Source organism: Mycobacterium sp. Aquia_213 (genome assembly GCF_026625985.1).
Lineage (GTDB): Bacteria > Actinomycetota > Actinomycetes > Mycobacteriales > Mycobacteriaceae > Mycobacterium.
This window is the reverse complement of the sequence record NZ_CP113116.1, coordinates 3,311,246-3,335,368: the sequence shown is the minus strand read 5'-3', so window position 1 is coordinate 3,335,368 and position 24,123 is coordinate 3,311,246. Positions and strand designations below refer to the sequence as shown.

The 24,123-nt window shown below is 67.9% G+C and carries 25 protein-coding genes; 22 read left to right on the top strand and 3 right to left on the bottom strand.

Translation table 11 applies throughout. The annotated features are described in order from the left end of the window. Positions 1–7: 7 nt before the first annotated feature. The 4 genes from nadA to LMQ14_RS15570 are packed head-to-tail and all read left to right on the top strand — an operon-like array spanning position 8 to position 4,511. On the top strand, positions 8–1,057 hold the full coding sequence (gene nadA / locus LMQ14_RS15585) for a quinolinate synthase NadA (RefSeq protein WP_267730476.1): 1,050 nt from the start codon (positions 8–10) through the stop codon (positions 1,055–1,057). Beyond that, a complete protein-coding gene (locus LMQ14_RS15580; RefSeq protein WP_267730475.1) occupies positions 1,057–2,622 on the top strand; it encodes an L-aspartate oxidase in 1,566 nt (521 codons plus the stop codon). Before nadA ends, LMQ14_RS15580 begins: the two co-directional genes overlap by 1 nt. After that, positions 2,622–3,476 carry a carboxylating nicotinate-nucleotide diphosphorylase gene (gene nadC, locus LMQ14_RS15575; protein ID WP_267730474.1) on the top strand — a complete coding sequence of 285 codons (855 nt, stop codon included), beginning with the start codon at positions 2,622–2,624 and terminating at the stop codon, positions 3,474–3,476. Before LMQ14_RS15580 ends, nadC begins: the two co-directional genes overlap by 1 nt. A gap of 6 nt (positions 3,477–3,482) precedes the next feature. Continuing rightward, positions 3,483–4,511 (top strand): alcohol dehydrogenase catalytic domain-containing protein, encoded by a 1,029-nt coding sequence (locus tag LMQ14_RS15570; protein ID WP_267730473.1) that lies wholly within the window; start codon positions 3,483–3,485, stop codon positions 4,509–4,511. Positions 4,512–4,600: 89 nt separating this feature from the next. On the opposite strand, the gene LMQ14_RS15565 is transcribed toward LMQ14_RS15570, so the two are convergent. Continuing rightward, the gene (locus LMQ14_RS15565; RefSeq protein WP_267730472.1) at positions 4,601–5,011 is read right to left on the bottom strand and encodes a nitroreductase family deazaflavin-dependent oxidoreductase; all 411 of its coding nucleotides are present in this window, start codon (positions 5,009–5,011) and stop codon (positions 4,601–4,603) included. Positions 5,012–5,121: 110 nt separating this feature from the next. On the opposite strand from LMQ14_RS15565, the gene hisD reads away from it, so the two are divergent. The 8 genes from hisD to hisI are packed head-to-tail and all read left to right on the top strand — an operon-like array spanning position 5,122 to position 11,539. After that, positions 5,122–6,438 carry a histidinol dehydrogenase gene (gene hisD / locus LMQ14_RS15560; RefSeq protein WP_267735533.1) on the top strand — a complete coding sequence of 439 codons (1,317 nt, stop codon included), beginning with the start codon at positions 5,122–5,124 and terminating at the stop codon, positions 6,436–6,438. Then, on the top strand, positions 6,435–7,634 hold the full coding sequence (locus LMQ14_RS15555; protein ID WP_267730471.1) for a histidinol-phosphate transaminase: 1,200 nt from the start codon (positions 6,435–6,437) through the stop codon (positions 7,632–7,634). Before hisD ends, LMQ14_RS15555 begins: the two co-directional genes overlap by 4 nt. Next, positions 7,631–8,251 (top strand): imidazoleglycerol-phosphate dehydratase HisB, encoded by a 621-nt coding sequence (hisB, locus tag LMQ14_RS15550; RefSeq protein ID WP_267730470.1) that lies wholly within the window; start codon positions 7,631–7,633, stop codon positions 8,249–8,251. Before LMQ14_RS15555 ends, hisB begins: the two co-directional genes overlap by 4 nt. Then, positions 8,248–8,868: an imidazole glycerol phosphate synthase subunit HisH gene (gene hisH, locus LMQ14_RS15545; RefSeq protein ID WP_267730469.1), complete on the top strand. Its 621-nt coding sequence runs from the start codon at positions 8,248–8,250 to the stop codon at positions 8,866–8,868. The genes hisB and hisH overlap by 4 nt, the downstream gene beginning before the upstream one ends. After that, positions 8,869–9,603 carry a bifunctional 1-(5-phosphoribosyl)-5-((5-phosphoribosylamino)methylideneamino)imidazole-4-carboxamide isomerase/phosphoribosylanthranilate isomerase PriA gene (gene priA, locus LMQ14_RS15540; RefSeq protein ID WP_267730468.1) on the top strand — a complete coding sequence of 245 codons (735 nt, stop codon included), beginning with the start codon at positions 8,869–8,871 and terminating at the stop codon, positions 9,601–9,603. A gap of 4 nt (positions 9,604–9,607) precedes the next feature. Then, positions 9,608–10,408, top strand: coding sequence for an inositol monophosphatase family protein (locus tag LMQ14_RS15535; protein ID WP_267730467.1), 801 nt, complete (start codon positions 9,608–9,610; stop codon positions 10,406–10,408). A gap of 1 nt (position 10,409) precedes the next feature. Continuing rightward, positions 10,410–11,195 (top strand): imidazole glycerol phosphate synthase subunit HisF, encoded by a 786-nt coding sequence (gene hisF / locus LMQ14_RS15530; RefSeq protein ID WP_267730466.1) that lies wholly within the window; start codon positions 10,410–10,412, stop codon positions 11,193–11,195. Beyond that, positions 11,192–11,539, top strand: a complete 348-nt coding sequence (gene hisI / locus LMQ14_RS15525) for a phosphoribosyl-AMP cyclohydrolase (protein WP_267730465.1) — start codon at positions 11,192–11,194, stop codon at positions 11,537–11,539. The genes hisF and hisI overlap by 4 nt, the downstream gene beginning before the upstream one ends. Here hisI and LMQ14_RS15520 read toward each other — a convergent pair. After that, on the bottom strand, positions 11,536–13,044 hold the full coding sequence (locus tag LMQ14_RS15520) for a serine/threonine-protein kinase (RefSeq protein WP_267730464.1): 1,509 nt from the start codon (positions 13,042–13,044) through the stop codon (positions 11,536–11,538). The two genes, hisI and LMQ14_RS15520, sit on opposite strands and share 4 nt — an antisense overlap. Positions 13,045–13,163: 119 nt before the next feature. Here LMQ14_RS15520 and LMQ14_RS15515 point away from each other — a divergent pair, with 119 nt between their 5' ends. Continuing rightward, the gene (locus LMQ14_RS15515; RefSeq protein ID WP_267730463.1) at positions 13,164–14,258 is read left to right on the top strand and encodes a calcium:proton antiporter; all 1,095 of its coding nucleotides are present in this window, start codon (positions 13,164–13,166) and stop codon (positions 14,256–14,258) included. 19 nt (positions 14,259–14,277) lie between these two features. On the opposite strand, the gene LMQ14_RS15510 is transcribed toward LMQ14_RS15515, so the two are convergent. Next, a complete protein-coding gene (locus LMQ14_RS15510; protein ID WP_267730462.1) occupies positions 14,278–14,742 on the bottom strand; it encodes a peroxiredoxin in 465 nt (154 codons plus the stop codon). Positions 14,743–14,793: 51 nt separating this feature from the next. Here LMQ14_RS15510 and LMQ14_RS15505 point away from each other — a divergent pair, with 51 nt between their 5' ends. From LMQ14_RS15505 to pyk, 9 genes are all read left to right on the top strand, one after another. After that, positions 14,794–16,332, top strand: a complete 1,539-nt coding sequence (locus tag LMQ14_RS15505; protein WP_267730461.1) for an anthranilate synthase component I — start codon at positions 14,794–14,796, stop codon at positions 16,330–16,332. Next, a complete protein-coding gene (locus tag LMQ14_RS15500) occupies positions 16,325–16,993 on the top strand; it encodes a TIGR02234 family membrane protein (protein WP_267730460.1) in 669 nt (222 codons plus the stop codon). The genes LMQ14_RS15505 and LMQ14_RS15500 overlap by 8 nt, the downstream gene beginning before the upstream one ends. A gap of 103 nt (positions 16,994–17,096) precedes the next feature. Then, positions 17,097–17,915 carry an indole-3-glycerol phosphate synthase TrpC gene (gene trpC, locus LMQ14_RS15495; protein ID WP_267730459.1) on the top strand — a complete coding sequence of 273 codons (819 nt, stop codon included), beginning with the start codon at positions 17,097–17,099 and terminating at the stop codon, positions 17,913–17,915. Between the two features lie 38 nt (positions 17,916–17,953). After that, on the top strand, positions 17,954–19,219 hold the full coding sequence (trpB, locus tag LMQ14_RS15490; protein ID WP_420714517.1) for a tryptophan synthase subunit beta: 1,266 nt from the start codon (positions 17,954–17,956) through the stop codon (positions 19,217–19,219). After that, positions 19,216–20,022 carry a tryptophan synthase subunit alpha gene (trpA, locus tag LMQ14_RS15485; protein ID WP_267730457.1) on the top strand — a complete coding sequence of 269 codons (807 nt, stop codon included), beginning with the start codon at positions 19,216–19,218 and terminating at the stop codon, positions 20,020–20,022. The genes trpB and trpA overlap by 4 nt, the downstream gene beginning before the upstream one ends. Next, the gene (locus LMQ14_RS15480) at positions 20,019–21,710 is read left to right on the top strand and encodes a prolipoprotein diacylglyceryl transferase (RefSeq protein ID WP_267730456.1); all 1,692 of its coding nucleotides are present in this window, start codon (positions 20,019–20,021) and stop codon (positions 21,708–21,710) included. The genes trpA and LMQ14_RS15480 overlap by 4 nt, the downstream gene beginning before the upstream one ends. A 53-nt stretch (positions 21,711–21,763) precedes the next feature. Beyond that, positions 21,764–22,153: a TM2 domain-containing protein gene (locus LMQ14_RS15475; RefSeq protein ID WP_267730455.1), complete on the top strand. Its 390-nt coding sequence runs from the start codon at positions 21,764–21,766 to the stop codon at positions 22,151–22,153. Then, positions 22,143–22,571, top strand: a complete 429-nt coding sequence (locus LMQ14_RS15470; protein WP_267730454.1) for a DUF2752 domain-containing protein — start codon at positions 22,143–22,145, stop codon at positions 22,569–22,571. The genes LMQ14_RS15475 and LMQ14_RS15470 overlap by 11 nt, the downstream gene beginning before the upstream one ends. A 108-nt stretch (positions 22,572–22,679) precedes the next feature. Next, positions 22,680–24,098, top strand: a complete 1,419-nt coding sequence (pyk, locus tag LMQ14_RS15465) for a pyruvate kinase (protein ID WP_267730453.1) — start codon at positions 22,680–22,682, stop codon at positions 24,096–24,098. Positions 24,099–24,123 lie beyond the last annotated feature (25 nt).

The window sequence follows — 24,123 nt, the reverse complement described above, 5'->3', positions numbered from 1 at the left end:
AGCCGCCGTGACGGTCATGAATCGCATGGACACGCTCGCCGAAGACATGGTTGCCAGCATTACCAATTCCGCCGCCGGTTACGGCGGCGTCGACGGTGATGAGCAGTGGGCCAACGAGATTCGCCGTCTGGCGCAACTGCGCGGGGCCACCGTGCTCGCGCACAATTACCAGCTGCCCGCGATCCAGGACGTCGCCGACCACGTCGGGGACTCGCTGGCGCTGTCGCGGATCGCGGCCGAAGCGCCGGAGGACACCATCGTGTTCTGCGGCGTGCACTTCATGGCCGAGACGGCCAAGATTCTGAGCCCGGAGAAGACCGTGCTCATTCCGGATCAGCGGGCCGGTTGCTCGCTGGCCGATTCGATCACGCCCGACGAGCTGCGCGCCTGGAAAGACGAGCACCCCGGTGCCGTCGTCGTCTCCTACGTCAACACCACCGCGGCCGTGAAGGCGCTCACCGACATCTGCTGCACCTCGTCCAACGCGGTCGACGTGGTCGAGTCGATCGACCCCGACCGCGAGGTGCTGTTCTGCCCGGACCAATTCCTCGGCGCCCACGTCCGCCGGGTGACCGGCCGCAAGAACGTCCACGTGTGGGCCGGTGAATGCCACGTGCACGCCGGAATCAACGGCGACGAGCTCACCGAGCAGGCCCGCGCCAATCCCGATGCCGAGCTGTATGTGCACCCCGAATGCGGTTGTGCCACTTCGGCGTTGTACCTCGCCGGCGAGGGAGCGTTCCCGGCCGATCGGGTGAAGATTCTTTCCACTGGCGGCATGCTCGACGCGGCGCGCGAGACCCGGGCCCGCAAGGTCCTGGTCGCCACCGAAGTCGGCATGCTGCACCAATTGCGCCGGGCCGCACCGGAAGTCGAATTCCGCGCGGTCAACGACCGCGCGTCCTGCAAGTACATGAAGATGATCACCCCCGGGGCGCTGCTGCGCTGCCTGGTCGAGGGCGCGGACGAGGTTCACGTCGATCCGGAAGTCGCGGCGGCGGGCCGGCGCAGCGTGCAACGCATGATCGAGATCGGCCGGCCGGGCGGCGGCGAATGATGACCGGTCCCGCTTGGACCGCTAGCGCCGACGTCGTCGTGATCGGCACGGGTGTCGGGGGATTGGCCGCCGCGCTGGCGGCCCATCGTGCCGGGCGCAACGTCGTCGTCCTCAGCAAGGCCGACGAAACCCACGGGGTCACCGCCACGCACTACGCGCAGGGCGGGATCGCGGTCGTGCTGCCGGACCACGACGACTCCGTCGAGGCCCACGTCGCGGACACCCTGGCCGCGGGCGCGGGCATGTGCGATCCCCAAGCGGTGTACTCGATCGTCGCCGACGGCTATCGCGCGGTCAGCGAATTGGTCGGCGATGGCGCGCGATTCGACGAAGCCGTGCCGGGCCAGTGGGCGCTGACCCGCGAGGGCGGGCACTCGCGACGGCGCATCGTGCACGCCGGCGGCGACGCCACCGGCGCCGAGGTCCAGCGAGCACTCGACCACGCCGCCCGGATGCTGGACATCCGCAGCAGCCATGTGGCGCTGCGCGTGCTGCACGACGGTACGGCGGTGACCGGGGTGGCCGTGGGCAATCCGGACGGAGTCGGGATCGTCAGCGCGCCTTCGGTGATCCTGGCCTCCGGCGGCCTCGGGCATCTCTACAGCGCGACCACCAACCCCGACGGATCCACCGGCGACGGAATAGCTTTGGCGTTGTGGGCCGGCGTCGCGGTCAGCGATCTCGAGTTCATCCAGTTCCACCCCACCATGCTGTTCGGTGGCCAAGCCGGCGGTCGCCGGCCGCTGATCACCGAGGCCATCCGCGGCGAGGGCGCGGTATTGATTGACCGGCAAGGTAATTCGGTCACCGCCGGCGTGCACCCGATGGGCGATCTGGCGCCGCGCGATGTCGTCGCGGGGGCCATCGACGCGCGGCTGCGGGCCACCGGCGACGAATGCGTCTTCCTGGACGCGCGCGGCATCGAGGGCTTTGAAGCCCGATTCCCCAATGTCACCGCCGCGTGCCGGGCCGCCGGCGTCGACCCGGTCCGCCAACCCATCCCGGTGGTGCCCGGCGCGCACTACAGCTGCGGCGGCGTGGTCACCGACGTGCACGGTCAGACCGAACTGCCCGGGCTGTTCGCCGCGGGCGAGGTGGCCCGCACCGGGATGCACGGCGCAAATCGCTTGGCGTCCAACAGCTTACTGGAGGGCCTGGTGGTGGGTGGTCGCGCCGGTACGGCCGCGGCGACACATGCGCTGGCGGCGGGTCGGGTGCGCGCGACCGCGCCCGAGCCGATCGCCCACACCGCTTCGAAGCGCCGCGAACTGCAAACGGCGATGACCCGGGACGCGTCGGTGGTACGCGACGCGGCGGGGCTGCAGCGCCTGTCCGAGACGCTGTCGCGGGCGCGGATTCGCGCCGTCGAGGGCCGTCGCGATTTCGAGGACGTCGCGTTGACGCTGACCGCCCGCGCGGTAGCGGCTGCGGCGTTGGCCCGCAACGAAAGCCGGGGCTGCCACCACCGGGCGGAGTACCCGGCCGCCGCGCCGGAAAAGGCCCGCAGCATCACGGTCCGGTCGGCCGACACGGTCGACGCCGACAACCTGGCGGCGGTGTCTTGATGACGCTGTCCGACGCCGAACTCGCCGCCGCGCAAGACACCGTTCGACGTGGTCTGGACGAGGATCTGCGCTACGGGCCCGACATCACCACGGTCGCGACGGTGCCCGCCGGCGCGGCGACTGCGACGTTGGTGCCCCGGGAGGCGGGCGTGATCGCCGGGCTGGACGTCGGCCTGCTGGTGCTCGACGAGGTGCTCGGCGCCGACGGCTATCAGGTGCTCGACCGCGTCTCCGATGGTGCCCGCGTGCAGCCGGGCCAGCCGGTCTTGACCGTGCGGGCGGAGAACAGCGGGCTGTTGACCGCCGAGCGGACGATGCTGAACCTGATCTGCCACCTGTCCGGGATCGCCACCGCGACGGCCGCCTGGGTGGACGCCGTGAGCGGTACCAAGGCCCAGGTCCGCGACACCCGCAAGACGCTGCCCGGCCTGCGGGCCCTGCAGAAGTACGCGGTGCGGATCGGCGGCGGGGTCAACCACCGCCTCGGCCTGGGTGACGCCGCGTTGATCAAGGACAACCACGTCGCGGCCGCGGGATCGGTCGTCGAAGCCCTACGGGCGGTGCGCGAGGCCGCACCGAATCTGCCGTGCGAGGTCGAAGTCGACTCGCTCGAGCAACTCGACGAGGTGCTGCCGGAGAAGCCGGAGCTGATCCTGCTGGACAATTTCCCGGTGTGGCAGACGCAGATCGCCGTGCAGCGTCGTGACTCCCGCGCACCCGCCGTGCTGCTGGAGTCCTCCGGCGGGCTCAGCCTGGACACCGCGGCCGAATATGCCGGCACCGGGGTGGACTACCTGGCCGTCGGCGCGTTGACGCACTCGGTGCGGGTGCTCGATATCGGCCTGGATATGTAGGCCGAGATGCGGCAGCTGACGTTTGAAGAAGTCGACCGGTACGCGTGGCGCGATGTGCCCGAGCCGGAACTCACCGCACCCGAACAAGCGCTGGTCAGGCCGCTGGTGGTGGCCTGCTGCGACCTCGACATCGCGGTCGCACGCGGCCAGGCGCCGCTGCCGCCCGGATACGCCGTCGGGCATGAGGGGTTGGCCGAGGTGGTGGCCGTCGGCGACGCCGTGCGCACCGTCCGGCCGGGCGACTGGGTGGTGGTGCCGTTCCAGATCAGCTGCGGGAACTGCGCGCACTGTCGTCGCGGCGTGACCGGCTCATGCGCCTCGGTGCCGTTGATGGCGATGTACGGTCTCGGCCCGCTCGCCGGTCTGAACGGCGGGGGATTCATGTCGGACGAGGTGTTGGTGCCCTACGCCGACGCGATGCTGATCCCCGTCCCGGATGGCGTGCAGCCCAATGCCATTGCCTCACTGTCGGACAACATCCCCGACGGCTGGCGGGCGGTCGGCCCGTACGCGGCCGAACTCGCCGCACTCGATCCGGCGGACCGTCGCGTGCTGGTGATCGGCAAGCTGTCTATCGGGCTGTACGCGGCGGCCTTCGCGGCCGCGCTGGGGGCTCGTGTCGACTATGTCGACCACGATGTGCGCCGGCTGGCGGCCGCCGAAAAGCTCGGCGCGGTGGTCCACGATCGGGTCAAGCCGGACAAGTCCTGGGAGCCGTATCCGGTCACCGTGCACACCTCCGCCGATCCGTCGCTGCTGGCCGCCGCGCTGCGGGCGACCTGGCCGGACGGTGTGTGCACCGACACCGGCATCTACTACCAGCCGGTCGTCGAGATGCCGCTGCTGCCGATGTACACCCGCGGGGTGAGGTTCGTCACCGGGCGGGTCAACGCGCGCTCTGCCATCCCTGCGGTGCTGGAACTGCTGGCCGGCGGATGTGACCTGTCTCCCGCCGTCGACCGCGTGGTGCCCTGGGCGGAAGCGCCGTCGATATGGCCGACGATGACCGGCAAGACCGTCTTCACCAGGGCGTAGCCCGCAGCACTTCGCGTCGAGTGTGCATCCTGGTCGGCGTGAGTGCGCATTCGCCACCCTGAGTGCACACTCGAGGCCGCCGAAGGGGCTCAGGCGATATCGCTGACCAATACCGCCATGCGGCGCAGCTGCAGGCGCACCAGCCGGGGCAGGCCCGTCCCATCGGAACCGGCGGGCAGGATCCGGGGATTGGTGAGGTGCACGACGCTACGGGCAAAGTGCAGGTCAGCCTGCCCGGCGGCCAGTACGTTCTTCACCCAGTCGGTCTTGCCGTGGCCCAGCGCGATCGCCAACACGTTGCCGTTGCGGTAGGCCGTCACGATGGTTTTGTACGGCTTGCCCGACGTGCGGCCGCGGTGCTCGATAGTGCCCGTTCCGGGCAGGAAGCGCGCGATCGGCTTCAGCGCCGGGTTGACGTATTTGACCTGGAAGTTCTCAAACCACGTCGGATACACCATCGGGATGCCCGGGGCGTTGTTCGGGTGATCCTTTGTGGACATGCGGCTCCCTTGGCGGTACGTCTGTTGCCTGAATACGCGCACTGTACCGGTCGGATATTGATTTGAGTTCCTCTGGGACAATGGACGCTGTGACTGCCACACCCCCATCTGTGCTGGCCCGCATCGACCTGCGGGGCGCCGAGCTGACGGCTGCTCGGCTTCGGGCGGCCTTGCCGCGTGGTGGGGCCGATGTGGAGACCGTGTTGTCACAGGTGCGCCCGATCGTGCAGGCCGTCGCCGAGCGCGGGGCCGAGGCGGCGCTGGAATATGGCGCGACGTTCGACGGCGTGCGGCCCGCGGCCGTCCGAGTACCCGAGGCCGCGTTGCAGGCCGCGCTGGACGAGCTGGACGCCGACGTCCGCGACGCGCTGCAGGTGATGATCGAGCGGACCCGCGCGGTACACGCCGATCAGCGCCGCACCGACACCACCACGGTGCTCGGGCCGGGTGCGACGGTCACGGAGCGGTGGGTCCCCGTCGAGCGGGTCGGCCTGTACGTGCCCGGCGGCAACGCGGTGTATCCGTCGAGCGTGGTGATGAATGTGGTGCCCGCGCAGGCCGCGGGGGTCGAGTCGCTGGTGGTGGCCAGTCCGCCGCAGGCCCGCTTCGACGGCCTGCCGCACCCGACGATCCTGGCCGCGGCCCGGCTGCTCGGCGTCGACGAGGTCTGGGCCGTCGGTGGTGCGCAGGCGGTGGCATTGCTGGCGTACGGCGGCGTGGACACCGATGGCGCCGAACTGGCGCCGGTCGACCTGATCACCGGGCCCGGCAACGTATATGTCACCGCCGCCAAGCGGCTCTGCCGCTCGCTGGTGGGCATCGACGCCGAAGCCGGGCCGACCGAGATCGCCATCCTCGCCGACCACACCGCCGATCCGGCGCATGTGGCCGCCGACCTGATCAGCCAGGCCGAACACGACGAGCTGGCCGGCAGCGTGCTGGTGACGGCGAGCGAGGACCTGGCCGCGGCCACCGACACCGAAGTCGCGGCCCAGCTGCAGACCACGGTCCACCGCGAACGGGTGACGACGGCGCTCAGCGGCCCGCAGTCGGCGATCATCCTGGTCGACGACCTGGACGCCGGTGTCAAGGTCGTCAATGCTTATGCCGCCGAGCACCTCGAGATCCAGACCGCCGACGCGCCGCGGGTCGCCGGCCGAATACGTTCGGCCGGAGCCATTTTCGTCGGGCCCTGGTCGCCGGTAAGCCTCGGCGACTACTGCGCCGGGTCCAATCACGTGTTGCCGACCGCGGGCAGTGCCCGGCACTCCAGCGGCCTCTCGGTACAGACCTTCTTGCGCGGCATCCACGTCGTGGACTACACCGAGTCGGCCCTCAAGGACGTCTCCGGACATGTGGTTACGCTCGCGAAAGCCGAAGACCTGCCCGCACATGGCGAGGCGGTCCGGCGGAGGTTCGAACGATGACCGCATCCGAACGGCAGGTCACCCTCGACGATCTGCCGCTGCGCGACGACTTGCGGGGCAAATCACCTTACGGCGCACCGCAATTGGCGGTCCCGGTGCGGCTGAACACCAACGAGAACCCGCACCCGCCCAGCAAGGCACTGGTCGACGATGTGGTCCGTTCCGTGCAGGAGGCCGCCGCGGACCTGCACCGCTACCCCGACCGCGACGCGGTGGCGCTGCGCACCGATCTGGCGAGTTACCTCACCGCGCAAACCGGCACCCGGCTGGGTGTCGAAAACCTCTGGGCCGCCAATGGTTCTAACGAGATCCTGCAGCAGCTGCTGCAGGCGTTCGGTGGGCCGGGACGCAGCGCGATCGGGTTTGTCCCGTCCTACTCGATGCACCCGATCATCTCCGGCAGCACCCGCACCGAATGGCTCACGGCCGCACGCGCCGACGACTTCAGCCTCGACGTCGATGCGGCCGTCGCCGCCATCACCGAACGCAAACCCGACGTGGTGTTCGTCACCAGCCCGAACAACCCTTCCGGACAAAGCATTCCGCTGGCGGACCTGCGCCGGCTGCTCGAAGTGACGCCCGGCATCCTGATTGTGGACGAGGCGTACGGTGAGTTCTCGCCGCAGCCCAGCGCGGTGGAGCTGGTCGAGGAGTACCCGACCCGGCTGGTGGTCAGCCGCACGATGAGCAAGGCGTTCGCGTTCGCCGGCGGCAGGCTGGGCTATCTGGTCGCCACGCCGGCGATGATCGACGCGATGCTGTTGGTGCGGTTGCCTTATCACCTGTCATCGGTCACGCAGGCCGCCGCCCGGGCCGCGCTGCGACACGCCGACGACACTCTGGGCAGCGTGGCCACGCTGATCGCCGAACGTGAACGGGTCATGACGGGCTTGGGCCGCTTGGGCTTTCGGGTAATCCCCAGCGACGCGAACTTCGTGCTGTTCGGCGAATTCGCCGACGCGCCCGCGGCGTGGCAGCGTTACCTGGACGTCGGCGTCCTGATCCGCGATGTCGGCATTCCCGGCTACCTGCGCACCACCATCGGACTTGCCGACGAGAACGACGCATTCCTCAAGGCGAGCGCCCAGATCGCCGCCACCGAGCTGGCCCCAGCCAATTCCAGCCCCGTAGGAGCGATCGCAAGCGCGGCGGCGCCGCGTGCAGCGGGTCGCGACCATGTATTAGGAGCCCCGTGACCACAATTGCGACTCGCCGCGCACGAATTGAGCGCCGCACCAAGGAATCCGACATCGTCATCGAGCTCGACCTCGATGGCACCGGTCAGGTGGACATCGATACCGGTGTGCCGTTCTACGATCACATGCTGACCGCGTTGGGCAGTCATGCCAGTTTCGACCTGACTGTGCGGACCAAGGGCGACGTGGAGATCGAAGGACACCACACGATCGAGGACACCGCGATCGCGCTGGGGCAGGCGCTCGGTCAGGCCCTCGGCGACAAGAAGGGCATCCGCCGGTTCGGGGACGCCTTCATTCCGATGGACGAGACGCTGGCCCACGCCGCCGTCGATGTGTCGGGCCGGCCGTACTGTGTGCACACCGGCGAGCCGGATCACCTGCAGCACACCACGATCGCCGGAAACTCGGTGCCCTATCACACCGTGATCAACCGGCACGTCTTCGAATCGCTGGCCATGAACGCCCGGATCGCCCTGCACGTGCGGGTGCTGTACGGGCGCGACCCGCACCACATCACCGAAGCGCAGTACAAGGCGGTGGCTCGCGCGTTGCGCCAGGCGGTCGAGCCCGACCCGCGCGTTTCGGGTGTGCCGTCCACCAAAGGTGTTTTGTGACAACACGATCGGTCGTGGTGCTGGACTACGGCTCAGGCAATCTCCGGTCTGCCCAGCGTGCGCTGCAGCGGGTGGGCGCGACGGTGGAAGTCACCGCCGACGCGCGTGCGGCAGCAGCCGCCGACGGGCTGGTGGTACCCGGTGTCGGCGCTTTCGAGGCGTGTATGACCGGTCTGCGCAAGATCGCGGGGGAGCGGATCATCGCCGAGCGGGTGGCCGCCGGGCGCCCGGTGCTGGGGGTTTGTGTCGGGATGCAGATCCTGTTCGCGCGCGGCGTGGAATTCGGGGTCGAGACGACAGGCTGTGGGCAGTGGCCGGGAGCCGTGACCCGGCTGGATGCCCCGGTGATCCCGCACATGGGCTGGAATGTCGTGCAATCCGGTTCGGGCAGTGGACTTTTCAAGGGGTTGGACACGTCCGCCCGGTTCTACTTCGTGCATTCCTACGCCGCGCAGCGGTGGGAGGGTTCGTCGGAGGCCGTGCTGACGTGGGCCACCCATCAGGTGCCGTTTTTGGCGGCGGTCGAGGACGGACCGCTGGCCGCCACTCAATTCCACCCGGAGAAGAGTGGGGATGCCGGTGCGGCCGTATTGAGCAACTGGGTTGAGGGACTGTAGATGCCACTGATTTTGTTACCCGCCGTCGACGTCGTCGAAGGTCGTGCCGTGCGCTTGGTGCAGGGCAAGGCCGGCAGCGAAACCGAGTACGGCTCGGCGCTGGATGCGGCGCTGAACTGGCAGCGCGACGGCGCCGACTGGATCCATCTGGTGGACCTGGACGCCGCGTTCGGCCGCGGTTCCAACCGCGAACTGCTTGCCGAGGTGGTGGGCAAGCTCGACGTGAAAGTGGAGCTGTCCGGCGGGATCCGTGACGACGACTCGCTGGCCGCGGCGTTGGCCACCGGCTGCGCCCGGGTCAACCTGGGCACCGCGGCGCTGGAGAATCCGCAGTGGTGCGCACGCGCGATCACCGAGCACGCCGACTTGGTCGCCGTCGGGTTGGACGTCCAGATCGTGGACGGCGAGCACCGGCTGCGCGGGCGCGGCTGGGAAACCGATGGCGGCGACCTTTGGGATGTGTTGGAACGTCTTGACGGCGAAGGATGTTCGCGGTTCGTCGTCACCGATGTCACCAAGGACGGGACGCTGGGCGGGCCCAATCTCGACCTGCTGGCCCGCGTCACCGAACGCACCGACGCCCCGGTCATCGCATCGGGCGGCGTGTCGAGCCTCGACGACTTGCGGGCCATCGCCACTCTGACCGACCGCGGCGTCGAGGGCGCCATTGTGGGTAAGGCGCTCTACGCCGGGCGGTTCACGTTGCCGCAGGCGCTGGACGCGGTACGGGCCTAGACCGATGGATCTGCACGCACTGCTGGCCGAGGCGTCGACAATCCTTGACACGGCAGTAGAGCCATTCGTGGCCGGCCATCGCGCCGACTCAGCCGTTCGGAAGAAGGGCGACGACTTCGCCACTCAGGTCGACCTTGCGATCGAGCGGCAGGTCGTCGCCGCGTTGGAAGCCGCCACCGGAATCGGCGTGCACGGCGAGGAGTTCGGTGGCGCACCGATCGATTCGCCCTGGGTGTGGGTGCTGGACCCCATCGACGGCACCTTCAACTACGCCGCCGGATCACCGATGGCGGCGATTCTGCTCGGCTTGCTGCACGAGGGTGAGCCGGTGGCCGGTCTGACCTGGATCCCATTCACCGACGACCGTTACACGGCCGTCGCCGAGGGGCCGCTGATGAAAAACGGTGTGGCACAACCTGCATTGAGTCACACGCAGTTGGCCGACGGCCTCATCGGTGTCGGCACGTTCAACGCCGATTCGCGGGGCCGATTCCCGGGACGTTATCGCGTCGCGGTGCTGGAGAAGCTGAGCACCGTGTCCTCGCGATTGCGCATGCACGGGTCGACCGGCATCGACCTCGTCTACGTGGCCGATGGAATACTTACCGGCGCAGTTGTGTTCGGGGGAAGTGTCTGGGATCACGCCGCGGGCGTCGCGCACGTTCGGGCCGCCGGAGGCACCGTCACCGATCTGGCCGGCCAACCCTGGACCCCCGCGTCGCGGTCGGTGCTGGCCGCGGCCCCCGGCGCCTACGGGGAGATCCTCGAGATTCTGCGCAGTGCCGGCCGACCGGAGGACTACTGAAATGTATGCGGGTACCGACCTTGCCGTGCGGGTGATTCCGTGCCTGGACGTCGATGACGGGCGAGTCGTCAAGGGAGTCAATTTCGAAAACCTGCGCGACGCGGGCGACCCCGTCGAACTGGCCGCGGCGTACGACGCCGAAGGCGCCGACGAGCTGACCTTTCTCGACGTGACCGCGTCCTCGTCGGGCCGGGCCACGATGCTCGACGTGGTGCGCCACACCGCCGAGCAGGTGTTCATCCCGCTGACGGTCGGCGGGGGCGTGCGGGCCGTGGCCGACGTCGATGTGTTGCTGCGGGCCGGCGCGGACAAGGTTTCGGTGAATACCGCCGCGATCGCCCGTCCCGACCTATTGGCCGAGATGTCAAGGCAATTCGGCTCCCAATGCATCGTGCTGTCCGTCGACGCCCGCACGGTGCCGCCCGGTTCGGCGCCCACGCGGTCCGGCTGGGAGGTCACCACGCACGGCGGCCGTCGCGGAACGGGTATCGACGCCGTCGAATGGGCGGCCCGCGGCGCCGACCTCGGGGTGGGGGAGATTCTGCTCAACTCGATGGACGCCGACGGGACCAAGGCCGGGTTCGATTTGGCGATGCTGCGCGCGGTGCGTGCCGCGGTCACGGTTCCGGTGATCGCCAGCGGCGGCGCGGGCGCGGTGGACCATTTCGCCCCCGCGGTCGATGCCGGTGCCGATGCGGTGTTGGCGGCCAGCGTCTTTCACTTCCGCGAGCTGACCATCGGGCAGGTGAAGGCCGCGATGGCCGCAGCGGGGATCACGGTGCGATGATGCTGGACCCGAACATCGCCACGCGCCTCAAGCGCAACGCCGACGGACTGTTCACCGCCGTCGTGCAGGAGCGGGGCAGCGGAGACGTGCTGATGGTCGCCTGGATGGACGACGAGGCGTTGGCCCGCACTCTAGAAACCCGTGAGGCCACCTACTTTTCGCGATCCCGCGGTGAGCAGTGGATCAAGGGCGCGACGTCGGGCCACACCCAGCATGTGCACTCGGTGCGCCTGGACTGCGACGGCGACACCGTGCTGTTGACAGTCGATCAGGTCGGCGCCGCCTGCCACACCGGAGACCACAGCTGCTTCGACGCCGACGTGCTGCTGGCACCCGAGAATTAGTTCGGACCTACGTCCAAACTGTTGGCCGCGGCTATCGCCGCACGGGGCCATTCGTGCCGGAAGATTGCCGGCGAGATGCGGTCGCGGCGAATGACTTCGAGATCGATAGCCCTTCCGTTGATCACCGCGTTCGGCACCCGGAACGCGTACGCCGGCTCCTCGGTGGCCACGGCCAGGATGGCGTCATTGTCCTTGAAGTTGTTGGCACGCATGGTGTCCTCGGCCCATCGAAACGGTTTGAGGCCGTCGAAGTTCTTGACGTACACCACCCACAGCCGGGTGCCGCGCGTGTCGTAGAGCTTCCTGATCGCCCGGTTCACCGCGTCGTACTCGAGGGGGCCAAGCACATGCGCAGGGTCGGTGATTTGGCCGGCCAGCTTGATCGCCGGCATCGCCGGCTTCGACGGAGCCGAGCTCGGCGGGGCAACCGATTGCGAGGCGGCTCGGCTGTTACCGGATTGGTTTGAGTCGCCGAGCAGTCGGACGCCGACGAGTACCGCGAGACCGACCAGCGCGACACCGACGATTGCCGCGACCGCCACGGCCGTGCGCCGGTTACTGCGCGCGGGCGGCGTTGTGGCCGAGGTGGTTTGCGGTGTAGCGATCACTTCCGTCGCAATCGGGGCCGCTTGGGTCGGAGCCACGGCTTCGGCCACCGCCGCGCTGAGCTGGCTGCCCAACGCGGCCGCGAAATCTGCACAGGTCGCATAGCGGTCGGCGGGGTTTTTGGCGAGCGCTTTGGCGAGCGCGCCGTCGAGGTCCGCCAACTCGGGCCGGCGCTCACTGATCGGCGGTGGCGGCGCGGACAAGTGCTGTGTGATGACCACCGCCGGATTGGAGCCGTGAAAGGGGGCGGACCCGGTCAATAGGTTGAACGCGGTGCATCCCAGCGCGTATTGGTCGGCGCGTCCGTCGAGATCCAAACCCTGCAACTGCTCTGGTGCGCAGTAGGCGGTGGTGCCCATCATCATGTTTGTCGCTGTCAGGCCGCTGATTTCACCCAGCTCACGCGCGATGCCGAAATCGGCCAGCAGGATGCGCCGTCGGGGCGTGGCGTCGGTGAGCAGGATGTTGGCCGGCTTGACGTCGCGGTGCAGCAGGCCGCGCGAATGCGCGTAGTCCAGCGCGTCGGCCATGGCCGTGATGATCTCGACAACATCGGCTTTCGGCATTCCCGACGGGTACTGGCGCAGCAGCTGTGCGGCATCGGTGCCTTCGACGTAATCCATCGAAATCCACAGTTGCCCTTCGTATTCGCCGCGATCGTGGATGCCGACGATGTGCTCGTTGTACAGGCTTGCGGCGAGGTCGGCCTCCCGGTTGAAGCGTTCCCGGAACTCGAGGTTGCCGGTGAGCTCGCCGGGCAGGATCTTCACCGCGTCACGGCGAGGCAGCCGCGGGTGCTGCGCCAGATATACCTCGCCCATTCCCCCGACCCCTAGCCGCCGAACAATCGTGTATCCAGCGAACGCCGCGCCTTCGGGTAACCCCTCGCTTTGCAGCATGTGAGCATGCTACTGAGGCGATGACCCCGACGGCCGGCTAATCGCCGACGGTGCGGCCACAGCGGTGCACCGCGATTCGAGCGGGCACTCGGCGGCGATTTCGGTGAGAATGGGCGGCGATGCGCGAACGGATGTCCTGGAACGTCGTGGTGCCGCTGATCGCCCTCATCACGCTGGCAGTCACCTGGGGCGGCGCGAACCCTGGGCCGACCCTGGCGTCGATCGAGGCGATCCTTCTGATCGGCGCCGTGTTGGCCGCGGTGCACCACGCGGAGGTGGTCGCACACCGGGCCGGGGAGCCGTTCGGGTCGCTGGTGCTGGCCGCGGCGGTGACCGTGATCGAGCTGGCCCTGATCATCGAACTGATGGCGTCGGGCGGCAACGAGGCGGCGACGCTGGCCCGAGACACCGCGTTCGCGGCCCTGATGATCACCACCAATGGCATTGCCGGGTTGTCGCTGCTGATGGGTTCGCACCGCTATGGCGTGACGTTGTTCAACCCGCAGGGCAGCGGCGCGGCGCTGGCCACGCTCACCACGCTGGCGACGCTGAGCCTGGTGTTGCCCACCTTCACCACCACTCGCGGGGGTCAGGAGTTCTCGCCCGGGCAACTCGAGTTTGCGGCCGTCGCCTCGTTGCTGCTCTACCTGATGTTTGTCTTCACTCAAACCGTGCGGCACCGCGACTTCTTTTTGCCGATCACGCAGAAAGGTCAGCAGAGCTTCTTTGACGAGGAAAGCCATGCCGAGCCGCCGAGCAACGCCGCGGCGCTGCGCAGCCTGGGACTGCTGGTGGCGGCGCTCGTCGCGGTGGTGGGTTTGGCCGAACAGGAGTCGCCGACCGTCGAGCATCTGGTGGCCGCCGCGGGATTTCCGCACACCTTCGTCGGTGTGGTGATCGCGGCGCTGGTGCTGCTGCCGGAGACGCTGGCGGCGGTGCGGGCGGCGCGGAAGGGCCGCATCCAGACCAGCCTCAACCTCGCGTACGGCTCGGCGATGGCCAGCATCGGGCTCACCATCCCGGGCATCGCGCTGGCGTCGATCTGGCTGAAGGGGCCGCTGATCCTCGGTCTTGGCCCCACCCAGCTGGTGCTGTTCGCATTGACCGTGGTGATCAGCATGCTCACCGTGGTGCCCGGCCGCGCGACCCGGCTACAGGGCGAGGTGCATCTGGTGTTGCTCGCGGCCTACGTGTTCCTGGCGATCATCCCGTAACGGCAAGCAGCGCAAGCGATTACGCCGAAGAACGGGCCCGTAGCGTCTGCAGCGCCTGGTCGGCGTGGGTGTCCATGCTGAACTCGCTGGAAATCACATTGAGCAGCTTGCGGTCGGTGTCGATCACGAACGTCGTGCGCTTGACCGGCATCAGCTTGCCGAGCAGACCGCGTTTGACGCCGAACGCGGTGGCGACCGTGCCCTCGTTGTCCGACAGCAGCGGGTAGTCGAAGTTCTCCTTATCGGCGAACTTGGCCTGCTTTTGCACGGCATCGGTGCTGATGCCGACGCGGTTGGCGCCGACCGCCGCGAATTCGGAGGCCAGGTCCCGGAAATGGCAGGCTTCCTTGGTGCACCCAGGGGTCATCGCCGCGGGGTAGAAGAACAGCACCACGGGGCCGTCGGCAAGCAGGGCGCTGAGCTTGCGGGGCGTTCCGGTCTGATCGGGAAGTTCGAAGTCGGCCACTGTGTCACCAGTTTTCATGGCCGTCAGGCTACGCCCGAGCCGAGCACACGGATCTGCGAGGATGGTTTGGTGCATCCTCACCTCGCCGACACGACCTCACGGGAGGAATTTCGCCTGCTTGCGGCCGGGCACCGCTTTGTTCCGGTGACCCGGAAGGTCTTGGCCGACAGCGAGACGCCGCTCTCCGCCTACCGCAAGCTCGCAGCCAATCGACCCGGGACTTTCCTGCTGGAGTCCGCGGAGAACGGCCGATCGTGGTCGCGATGGTCGTTCATCGGGGCTGGAGCACCCTCAGCGTTGACCGTGCGCGACGGCGAAGCGGTCTGGCTGGGTGCGGTTCCGCAGGACGCGCCCACCGGCGGCGACCCGCTCGAGGCGCTGCAGGCCACCCTCGAACTGCTGGCCACCGCCGCGGTGCCGGGCCTACCGCCGCTGTCGGGTGGCCTGGTGGGGTTCTTCGCCTACGACATGGTGCGGCGCCTGGAACGCCTGCCGGAAATGGCCGTCGACGATCTGCAGCTGCCGGACATGCTGATGCTGCTGGCCACGGATGTGGCGGCGGTCGACCACCACGAGGGCACGATCACGCTGATCGCCAACGCCGTGAACTGGAACGGCACCGACGAGCGGGTCGATGAGGCCTACGAGGATGCCGTCGCGCGCCTGGATGTGATGACCGAGGCGCTGGGCCAGCCGCTGCCGTCGACCGTGGCCACCTTCAGCAAGCCCGAGCCCGAATACCGGGCGCAGCGCACGGTCGAGGAATACGGGAAGATCGTCGACTACCTCGTCGACCAGATCGCGGCCGGCGAGGCTTTCCAGGTGGTGCCCTCGCAGCGCTTCGAGATGGACACCGACGTCGACCCGTTCGAGGTTTACCGCATTCTGCGGGTGACCAATCCGAGCCCGTACATGTATCTGCTGCATGTGCCGAATAGTGCTGGTGTGACGGACTTTTCGATCGTCGGATCCAGCCCGGAGGCACTCGTCACCGTCGTCGACGGGCGCGCCACCACGCATCCGATCGCCGGTACCCGGTGGCGGGGAGCCAACGAGGAAGAAGATCAGCTGCTGGAAAAGGAGCTGCTGTCTGATGACAAGGAACGCGCCGAGCACCTGATGCTGGTCGATCTCGGCCGCAACGACCTCGGCCGGGTCTGCACGCCCGGCACGGTTCGCGTCGAGGATTACAGCCACATCGAGCGCTACAGCCACGTGATGCACCTGGTCTCCACGGTGACGGGCGTGCTCGGCGAGGGCCGTACCGCCTTGGACGCGGTCACGGCGTGTTTCCCAGCCGGCACGCTGTCCGGAGCGCCCAAGGTGCGGGCCATGGAGCTGATCGAAGAGGTGGAGAAGACCCGCCGCGGCGTCTACGGCGGTGTGCTCGGGTACCTCGATTTCGCCGGCAACGCCGACTTCGCGATCGCCATTCGCACCGCGCTGATGCGCAACGGCACCGCGTACGTCCAGGCCGGCGGCGGGGTGGTCGCCGACTCCAATGGCCCCTATGAGCACAACGAGGCGAGCAACAAGGCGCGCGCGGTGCTCAATGCCATCGCCGCCGCCCAGACGCTGAGCGCGCCGGACGCCACCCGCAATGGCTGATGCCCGGCCGGACCGGCGGGCCCGGCTGACGATCGGCATCGCCCAGCTGCTGCTGGTCATCGCCGCGGGTCTGCTGTGGACGGCTTCGCGACTGCCGTGGGTGGTCATCCGATCGTTCGACGGGCTGGGACCGCCCAAGGAAGTCATTCTGGCCGGCTCGTCGTGGTCGACGGCCCTGCTGCCGTCGGCGCTGCTGATGCTGGCCACGGCCGTCGCGGCGCTCGCGGTGCGCGGCTGGGCGCTGCGGGCGCTGGCGGGGCTGCTGGCCGTGATCAGCCTGGCGATCGGCTATCTGGGTGTGAGCCTGTGGGTGCTGCCGGACGTGGCGGTGCGAGGAGCCGAACTTGCCCACATTTCGCTGGTGACGCTGGTGGGCAGCGAGCGCCGTTACGCCGGCGCGGGCGTCGCCGTGGGCGCCGCGGTGTGCACGTTGATCGCCGCGGTGCTGTTGATGCGGTCGGCGATGACGGCACGCGCCGGGGCAAAAAAATACGCCGCGCCGGCGACCCGCCGCTCAAATGCGAGACGCGAAGGCGCCGACGGGGCGATGCTGGAGGAGTCGGGGGCCCCAGAGATGTCGGAGCGGATGATCTGGGACGCACTCGATGAGGGGCACGACCCGACCGATCGGCCCCGCGAGTCTGACACCGAGGGTCGGTGACGGGTCGCGAGCCGACGGTCGCTACCCTTCATTGACGTCGTCGAAATCGGCTCGAAACCGGTTAGGTGACCGTGAGTGACATCTGGGAAGGGAAACGACAGGTATGAGTCCGGCGACAGTCCTTGACTCCATCCTCGAGGGAGTCCGGGCCGATGTTGCCGCGCGCGAAGCCCGTATCTCGCTTTCCGAGATCAAAGCGGCCGCCGCTGCGGCGCCGCCCCCTCTCGACGTGATGGCCGCCCTGCGCGAGCCTGGGATCGGCGTCATCGCCGAGGTCAAGCGCGCCAGTCCGTCGGCGGGTTCGTTGGCGCCCATTGCCGATCCGGCGAAGTTGGCCCGTGCCTACGAAGACGGCGGGGCCCGGATCATCAGTGTCTTGACCGAGGAGCGGCGCTTTAACGGCTCGCTCGACGACCTGGATGCGGTTCGGGCCGCCGTGTCGATTCCGGTCTTGCGCAAAGACTTTGTGGTGCAGCCCTATCAGATTCACGAGGCGCGTGCGCACGGCGCCGACATGTTGCTGCTGATCGTCGCCGCCCTGGAGCAGTCGGCGCTGGCGGCAATGCTCGACCGCACCGAATCGCTTGGTATGACAGCGCTTGTCGAGGTCCACACCGAAGAAGAGGCCGACCGGGCGCTGAAGGCCGGGGCCAACGTGATCGGGGTCAACGCCCGCGATCTCAAGACGCTGGAAGTGGACCGGGATAGCTTCTCGCGGATCGCCCCCGGGCTGCCCAGCAACGTGATCAGGATCGCCGAGTCCGGGGTTCGCGGCACGGCGGACCTGTTGGCCTATGCCGGCGCCGGCGCTGACGCCGTGCTCGTCGGTGAGGGTCTGGTCAAAAGCGGCGACCCGCGTGCCGCAGTTGCCGATCTGGTGACGGCGGGCACCCATCCGTCCTGTCCGAAACCGTCCCGCTAGTTGAACCTCATGAACCATCCCCGCGTTGAGCATTGGTGATGGTGGATTTAACTCGCCCCGCCCTTCCGCTTTCGAGCGCGGCCATCTCCGAACCCACCCGACACGACCCCGACTCGGGCGGGCATTTCGGTGTGTACGGCGGCCGCTACGTCGCCGAGGCGCTGATGGCGGTGATCGAAGAAGTGACCGCCGCCTACGAGAAGGAACGCGTCAACCCGGATTTTCTGGGTCTGCTGGACGACTTGCTGGCCAACTACGCGGGTCGGCCGTCGCCGCTCTATGAGGCCACCCGCCTGAGCGAACACGCCGGTTCCGCACGCCTCTTCCTCAAACGAGAAGACCTGAACCACACCGGTTCTCACAAGATCAACAACGTGCTCGGTCAGGCGTTGCTGGCCAAGAGAATGGGCAAGACCCGGGTGATCGCCGAGACCGGTGCCGGGCAGCACGGTGTGGCCACGGCCACCGCCTGCGCGTTGCTCGGCCTCGACTGCGTGATCTACATGGGAGCGGTCGACACCGCGCGCCAAGCGCTCAACGTGGCGCGGATGCGGCTGTTGGGCGCCGAGGTCGTCTCGGTCGACACGGGTTCGCAGACGTTGAAGGACGCCATCAACGAGGCGTTCCGGGATTGGGTCACCAACGCCGACAACACGTACTACTGCTTCGGCACCGCGGCAGGACCCCACCCCTTCCCGACGATGGTGCGCGATTTCCAGCGCATCATCGGGCTGGAGGCGCGCGTTCAGATCCAGGCGCAGGCGGGCCGGCTGCCCGACGCCATCACGGCCTGCGTCGGCGGCGGATCCAACGCCATCGGAATCTTCCACGCGTTCATCGACGACCCCGGCGTGCGGCTGGTCGGCTACGAGGCAGCCGGGGACGGCGTCGAGACCGGCAGGCATGCGGCGACATTCGCCGGCGGTTCACCCGGGGCCTTTCAGGGGTCGTTCTCCTATCTGCTGCAGGACGAAGACGGCCAGACGATCGAATCTCATTCGATCTCAGCGGGTTTGGATTACCCCGGAGTGGGTCCGGAGCACGCGTGGCTCAGGGAGACCGGGCGCGCCGAATACCGGCCGATCACCGACGCCGAGGCGATGGATGCGTTTGGCTTGCTGTGCCGGACCGAAGGCATCATCCCGGCCATCGAATCCGCGCACGCCGTCGCCGGTGCCCTTCAGCTCGGCAATGAATTAGGCAGCGGCGCAGTCATTGTGGTGAACCTATCGGGCCGCGGCGACAAGGACGTCGAAACGGCCGCGAAATGGTTCGGCCTGATGGAGTCCCAGGACAAGCAATGACGGTAGAGCAAAGCCACGCGAGCAGGCTGGCGCCGCTTTTCGATGCGTGCCGGGCCGAAAACCGCGCCGCGCTGATCGGCTACCTGCCCACGGGTTACCCCGACGTGCGGACCTCGGTGGACGCGATGGTCGCCCTGGTCGAATCGGGTTGCGACCTCATCGAAGTCGGGGTGCCGTATTCCGATCCCGGTATGGACGGCCCGACGATCGCCCGCGCCACCGAGGCCGCGTTGCGCGGGGGAGTGCGTGTCCGAGACACGTTGGCCACCGTCGAAGCGATCAGCCTGGCCGGCGGTCGTGCGGTGGTCATGACGTATTGGAACCCGGTGCTGCGCTACGGGGTTGACGCGTTCGCGCGCGACCTGGCATCGGCCGGCGGACACGGGCTCATCACTCCGGATCTGATCCCCGATGAGGCTGACGAGTGGCTGGCCGCGTCCGACGAGCATCGGCTGGATCGCATCTTTCTGGTCGCGCCCTCGTCGACACCGCAGCGTCTGGTGACCACCGTCGAGGCGTCGCGCGGATTCGTCTATGCGGCCTCGACGATGGGCGTGACTGGGGCACGCGACGCAGTGTCGAATGCCGCACCCGAATTGGTGAGCAGGGTCAAAGCCGTGTCCGACATTCCCGTTGGCGTGGGCCTCGGCGTGCGTTCGCGCGAGCAGGCCGCGCAGATCGGCGGCTACGCCGACGGCGTGATTGTCGGTTCGGCCTTGGTATCGGCACTCGCCGACGGTCTGCCGAGCTTGCGTGCCTTGACCCAGGAATTGGCCGAAGGTGTGCGAGTGTCGACGTCATGACGATGTTGCCCACCTATTTCCCTAGCCCACCGCAAGGTGTCTGGCACCTTGGGCCGTTGCCGATTCGCGCGTACGCGCTGTTCATCATCGCCGGGATCGTGGTCGCGCTGATGATTGGCGACCGGCGCTGGGCAGCTCGCGGTGGGGAGCGCGGGGTGATTTACGACATCGCGCTGTGGGTGGTGCCGTTCGGTCTGATTGGCGGCCGGCTCTATCATCTGGCCACCGATTGGCGGACGTATTGGGGCCCGGGCGGTGCGGGGTTCGGCGGGGCGTTCCGAATCTGGGACGGCGGGTTGGGCATCTGGGGCGCGGTGGCCCTCGGCGTGCTCGGAGCGTGGATTGGTTGCCGCCGGCGCGGAATCCCGTTGCCCGCCTTCCTCGACGCGATTGCGCCGGGAATCATCTTGGCGCAGGCCATCGGTCGGCTCGGGAACTACTTCAACCAGGAGCTCTACGGCCGGGAGACGACGCTGCCGTGGGGCCTGGAAATCTTCTATCGTCGCGATCCCTCGGGATACATCGACCCGCATTCGCTGGACGGCGTATCGACCGGGCAACTCGCGGTCGTCGTGCAGCCGACGTTTCTGTATGAATTGCTCTGGAACGTCCTGGTTTTCGTGATACTGATCTACATCGATCGGCGGTACGCGATCGGTCACGGACGGCTCTTCGGCGCTTATGTCGCGCTCTACTGTGTGGGGCGCTTCTGGGTTGAGCTGATGCGTGACGACACCGCCACGCACATCGCCGGTATCCGGATCAACTCGTTTACATCAACTTTCGTGTTCATCGGTGCCGTCGTCTACATCATGCTGGCACCGAAGGGCCGCGAGGATCCCGAGAGTTTGCACGGCAAGGACGAGGTGGCCGACGCGGAATCCGAGCCCGAAGTCGAGCCGGCAGAGGAACTCGCCAGTGTTGCTGCGGCTGCCGCGGCAACGGCCGCGACCGCGGCAAGTGCGGACGATGACGCTGGCCCGGCGGTTTCGGCGAAGTCGGTCGAAACGGCGGAGGTCGAGGAGCCTGCGGCCGAAGAGGCTGCAGCAGCTGACGAGCCTGAAGCCGAAGCGCCTGAAGCCGAGGAGCCTGAAGCTGAAGCGCCTGAAGCCGACGTGCCGGAAGCCGACGTGCTGGAAGTCGAAGAGGCTGTAGTTGAGGAGCCCGAGGCTGAGGTTGAAGAACCGGAAGTCGAAGAGCCGGAAGCCGAAGAGGCTGAGGCTGAGGCAGAAGAGCCCGAGGCTGCGGAACCCGAAGCGGAAGAGCCGGAAGCCGAGGAGGCTGTAGCTGAGGAGCCCGAGGCTGAGGCGGAGGAACCGGAAGCCGAAGAGCCGGAAGCCGAGGAGGCTGTAGCTGAGGAGCCCGAAGCCGAAGAGGCAGTAGCCGAGGAGCCCGAGGCCGCCGAGCCGGAAGCTGAGGAGCCCGAAGTCGAAGAGGCTGGGGCCGAGGAAGCGGAGGCTGAGCCCGAGGAGCCCGAGACGGAAGAGCCCGAGGCCGAGTCCAGCGAACCGGAAAAAGCGGCCGAAGAAGCCGAAGAAGCCGAGCCGGAGTCCGCCTCGGCCGACGAGCCGAAATCCGAAGAACCCACACCTGAAAAGGCCGCAGTCGAGACAACGACCACCGGGGACGACACGGAGACTCGGCGCCGCTGGCCGTTGCGGCTGCGCAGCCGGCGTTCGGGCCGCTAGCCAGCGTTTCGTCGGGGCTGGGGTACGCCCAGTTCATCTGGCATGCTGAAACGGTGACCGAACCGTCGTGGAGCGATGCCCCAAACCCAGGCGCACCACCACCGCAGCCGTCGGGATATCCACCGCCATACCCGCAATACCAGCCGTACCCGGGTGCCGTCGGATACGACCCCGCGGCACCCTACGGCCGTCACCCGGTGTCGGGGCTGCCGTATTCGGACAAGTCGAAGACCATCGCCGGCCTGCTGCAGCTACTCAGCCTGGTCGGCATCGGCGGTGTCGGCCGCTTCTACATCGGTGACATCGGACTGGGCGTCGCGCAACTGCTCGTGGGTCTGCTCACCTGCGGAATCGGATTGATCTGGAGCATCATCGACGCCGTGCTGATACTGACCGACAAGGTCAACGACCCGCAGGGTCGCCCACTGCGCGATGGAACCTGACTCTGACTCCCGTACGGCAGACCAGCGTCACCGTCACGGTCGCTACATCGCCGCCGGTACCGGCGTGCTGCTGGCCGGAGCGCTCGGCTATGTCGGATCCGTAGACCCGCACAATGCGAACTCGGCCTACCCATACTGTCCGTTCAAATGGCTCACCGGCTGGAACTGCCCCTTCTGTGGCGGCCTTCGCATGACACATGACCTGCTGCACGGCCACCTGACGGCCAGCGTCTACGACAACGTCTTTCTGCTGGCCGGTCTCCCGGTCCTGGCCGTGTGGTTGCTGGTGCGGTGGCGGCAGGGCCGGCGCGCACTACCGATACCGGCGGTGATCACCATCACTGTCGCGGCGATCGCGTGGACAGTGCTGCGCAATATGCCGGGCTTTCCGCTGGTTCCGTCGATGCTCAGTGGGTAATCGGGCCCGAAATCGCATGGCCGCCCGCCGTCGTGATTTCCCGATGGCTCAATGCGCGTCCACCTTGGAGTCACCCCCACAACCGATGGCACGACTAAGCTGTTCGGCGTGAGTAGACGCGGAAAGATCGTCTGCACCCTTGGCCCTGCAACCCAATCGGACGAACTGATTCTGGCCCTGGTCGAGGCCGGAATGGACGTCGCCCGAATGAACTTCAGCCACGGCGACTACGCCGACCACAAAGCCGCGTACGAGCGGGTGCGTGCCGCCTCGGACGCCACCGGGCGTGCCGTGGGTGTGCTCGCCGACCTGCAAGGCCCGAAGATCCGGCTCGGGCGCTTCGCCACGGGGTCCACCTACTGGGCCGACGGGGAGACGATCCGGATCACCGTCGAGGCCTGCGAAGGCACCCACGACCGGGTGTCGACCACCTACAAGAGGTTGTCCAAGGACGCCGTGGTCGGTGACCGGGTTCTGGTCGACGACGGCAAGGTCGGGCTGGTCGTCGAGGCCATCGAAGGCGACGACGTGATCTGCATTGTCACCGAGGGTGGCCCGGTCAGCAACAACAAGGGCATGTCGTTGCCCGGGATGAACGTGTCCGCACCGCCCTTGTCGGAAAAGGACATCGACGATCTCATCTTTGCCCTGGACCTGGGCGTCGACCTGGTCGCGCTGTCCTTCGTGCGCTCGCCGTCGGATGTCGAGCTGGTTCACGAGGTGATGGATCGCGTCGGACGCCGGGTGCCGGTGATCGCCAAACTGGAAAAGCCCGAAGCGATCGACAATCTCGAAGCCGTCGTGCTGGCCTTCGACGCCATCATGGTGGCCCGCGGCGACCTGGGCGTCGAGCTGCCCCTGGAAGAGGTCCCCTTGGTGCAGAAGCGGGCCATTCAGATGGCCCGGGAGAACGCCAAGCCCGTCATCGTCGCCACCCAGATGCTCGAGTCGATGATCGAAAGCTCGCGACCGACCCGGGCCGAGGCCTCCGACGTCGCCAACGCCGTGCTCGACGGCGCCGACGCGGTGATGTTGTCCGGTGAAACGTCGGTGGGGAAGTACCCGCTGGCCGCGGTCCGGACGATGGCGCGCATCGTGACCGCGGTCGAGGACAACTCCACCGCCGCCCCGCCATTGACCCACGTGCCGCGCACCAAGCGCGGAGTGATCTCGTATGCCGCCCGCGACATCGGCGAGCGGCTCGACGCCAAGGCGCTGGTCGCCTTCACCCAGTCCGGCGACACCGTGAAGCGATTGGCTCGCCTGCACACCCCGTTGCCGCTGCTCGCGTTCACCGCCTGGCCCGAGGTGCGCAGCCAGCTGGCGCTGACGTGGGGCACCGAGACGTTCATCGTCCCGATCATGGACTCCACCGACGAGATGATCCGTCAGGCCGACAAATCGCTGCTCGAGCTGGGCCGTTACAAGCGGGGCGACCTGGTGGTGATCGTCGCCGGCGCGCCACCTGGCACAGTAGGGTCGACCAACTTGATCCACGTCCACCGAATCGGGGAGGACGACCTCTAACGCGTAAGGAGAGCCCGTGCCGCCC